This is a genomic window from bacterium (genome assembly GCA_009926305.1).
Lineage (GTDB): Bacteria > Bdellovibrionota_C > UBA2361 > UBA2361 > RFPC01 > RFPC01.
This window is the reverse complement of the sequence record RFPC01000146.1, coordinates 1-2,970: the sequence shown is the minus strand read 5'-3', so window position 1 is coordinate 2,970 and position 2,970 is coordinate 1. Positions and strand designations below refer to the sequence as shown.

Here is a 2,970-nt window from a genome sequence, read left to right as displayed (position 1 = left end):
TCTTTGGTCTTGGTATTGGAGAACAGGTAAAAGAGCTGCCAGACGAGGAGATTCAAGCTCTCATTGATGAGCGAGAGGAAGCGCGGAAGAGTAAGAACTTCGCTCGAGCAGATGAGATTCGTGATCTCCTTACCGCTAAAGGAATCGAGCTCCGGGATACCCCAGAGGGGGTGAAGTTTCGCAGAGGGTAGAATTTGAGGATCGGCATTGGTTTTCAGAGAGTGATACTTCTCAGCGATTGGGCAGATTCTCCCTATCGTTTTTTGCAACGCTTCTTCCTCGATTTTAGTTGGAGGTGTCCTTGGTCATCTTCACCCCTAGGCCGACTCTCATGAGAGGTGAGCGAAGTACTCTTCGCCAAGGGCTGCTACTTCTGCAGCCGTGATGGGTGCAGGTGGAGGAGGACAATCTGGATAGACGCCCCTCCTCGTGAGGTCCGATTCTTCTTGTAAGATTCTTTCAGCTTCTTGCATATATTGCACTCGATGTGCAGCAGAACGTTGTCCAGGCCGTACGCGAAATAAGCCGAGAGGCTCTTCGAATTGATAGAGTGGCGCATGGCGATAGAATCGCCTCCACAGTTCGGTATCTGCTGCAAGCTCATATCGTAAATCGAGAGATCCTCCTGCCTTCTCCCAGAGGCTTCGTCTCCAGAACGTCCCCTCCTGCTGAATGAATGGGCGATCGAAGCCTCGAGATAGAAAGTTTTCTCGGCTTAAGGGTCGGGACAATTGGCTCGGTGAAAGAGCACCAGTTTCCAGTATTGCTTCAGGACATCCCGTTAACCACGAAAGATGCGGATAGATGAGGAAGATGAGCCCAATATAGTGTAGAGAGTGAGGTGCGAGTCGATCGTCTGAGTTAATCCAGCTCATGACCTCACCCGAGTTCTGTAGGAGTCCGTGCTGTAGGGCGAAATACTGGCCTCCGTCGGGCTCGCTGTGCCAAAAGTGCAGGTGTTTTTCATATCGCTTGATAATTTCACATGAGCGATCAGAGCTTCCGCCATCTAATACGATGTACTCGAGATTCGGATAGTGCTGGCTCAGTACCGAATCAAGAGTCTCTTCAATGAACTCTTCCTGATTAAAGCAAGGGGTAACGAGCGATATTTTTGGTGCGTACTGCTGAAAGAGTTTTCCAGTAAATATTTTGAGGGGTGACAATGGAGGAGCTGACTGTAACGGGTCTTGCAGCTTGTTACCTTGCGATTTCATCTCAATACGAACGAGAGCGGGCATGTATGTGTCGTTCTCTGAGAGTGGAAATAGTCTGGCTTCTCTTTCAATGCTGGTTAATGCATCACTCACATACGCCGTCGAGAGGTATTCCGAGCGCCCTTCCCACTGCAGTTTCCTGATGCTGAGAGGCGCATTGATGGTGTGAAGGGGGGTGTGCCGAATCATTGTCAGGAAAAGCTCGTATTCATATGCTTCCCCAGTGTAGCCTACAATCGAACTTCTTCCCCCCTCGAAGAGATCTTTATGCCAGACAGTATCTGCGAATCGAGGGAACACAATCGGAGGAGTGAAAATCTTGGGATTTAAGAGGGCTTTCCTGCTCCATCTGTTAGTGGGACAGAGGGCATCGCAGGTTAGCCCGGCGGGAGTGAGATATGATAGAGCCCCGGTGGCGAATCGTATAGCTCTATCCTTGGCGAACAGTTGTCCGAATATTGCTATGCCGGTTTGGGTGAGGATAGTTCCAGCCTCGGGGATAACCATCTGGTATTCCCCCGTTGACACTTGTATCGCGGCATCGATCCTTTCAGCAAGGGAGGTGTCTTCAACTTCTATAAGTCGAATCCGATGGTCGATCGTAAGAATCTCTTCTTGCTCTTTTGGCGATAGATTTTGATGAGCGACAAGAATCTCGATATTCCGGTATGCTTGGTATGCAATTGAACGGAGCGTAAGTTCCCAGAGCGTTTGATACGAACTGATCGGTACGACGAGTGAAAAAGAGATTCCAGTATCGCTCTCTGAAGAGTTCCTCAGTAAACTATGTTCTTGCTGTAAAACAGTGAGATACTGCTGAGCATGGGTGTTGTCGGGGAAGGATTTTAGTTCACGTTTCAGGGCTTCGACGGCGAGAAACGGAACACTTGAGTTTCCCAAGAAAATACCTCGAATAAGATCGTAATTTCTGACTCTGGTGTCGTTATCTGGATAGTCTTCTAGCGCATCGATAGCAGACTGTAGTTTGCCTGTACGAATGAGGTCGAAGATGTCGTCGATTGTCATAGACATAGCTTTCATAGACACAGCTGGCCACCTGTTGAGTTTTTTGTGAGGAGTAGCATGAGCGCTAGATTCCTCCTCTCAGATGAGAGAATAACGTAAAAGGAGAGAGAGGAGTACCTCTTTCTAGCCCCGAAAGTGTAATGTAAGCAGTGAGTTCCCGTGAATCCTTCTTTTGGTGAATCTGGAAGGGAGGGAGTGGCTGATTTGCACGTTTCTACCCTAAGACTTGAATCGTATTTCAACAAGAGAGATAGTTTTGAGGGTCGTCGGTCCGAGTTTCCAGAGAGGATCAGCAAGTGAAGGCAAAAACCATGGATAGACAAAAATGGAAAGATTATCTTTCGCTCACGAAGCCACGGATCGGTTTCATGGTGCTCATTTCAACCTCCATGGGATACTTTCTCGGTGCTGGTACAATCGAGCCGCTTCCACGATTCCTCTTTGCACTATTCGGAACATTTCTCACGGTCGCTGGTTCAGCTGTCCTCAATAACTTCGTTGAGCGAGAGTTAGATAAGCGCATGCAGCGAACCGCAAAGCGCCCCCTTCCAGCCGGACGCATCACGCCAGCAAGTGCGCTCTCATTTGGTACAACTCTGGTGCTCAGCGGAACAGCTATCCTTGTGGGGCAGGTGAACCTCCTAACAGGCTTTCTCGCACTCTTAAGCGCGTTTCTCTATGTGTTGGTATATACTCCGCTTAAGCGGATTACCTGGCTTAATACCAT

The 2,970-nt window shown here is 48.9% G+C and carries 3 protein-coding genes; 2 read left to right on the top strand and 1 reads right to left on the bottom strand.

Features of this window, described 5'->3' with window-relative positions; all coding sequences use genetic code 11:
- The coding region (locus EBR25_12955) for a cysteine--tRNA ligase (protein ID NBW41890.1) at positions 1-191 on the top strand (191 nt) is incomplete at its 5' end.
- Between the two features lie 138 nt (positions 192-329).
- Here EBR25_12955 and EBR25_12950 read toward each other — a convergent pair.
- Positions 330-2,258: a glycosyltransferase gene (locus tag EBR25_12950; GenBank protein ID NBW41889.1), complete on the bottom strand. Its 1,929-nt coding sequence runs from the start codon at positions 2,256-2,258 to the stop codon at positions 330-332.
- A 296-nt stretch (positions 2,259-2,554) separates the two neighbouring features.
- On the opposite strand from EBR25_12950, the gene EBR25_12945 reads away from it, so the two are divergent.
- Positions 2,555-2,970 (top strand): protoheme IX farnesyltransferase (locus EBR25_12945; protein ID NBW41888.1); only part of this gene is annotated, 416 nt, incomplete at its 3' end.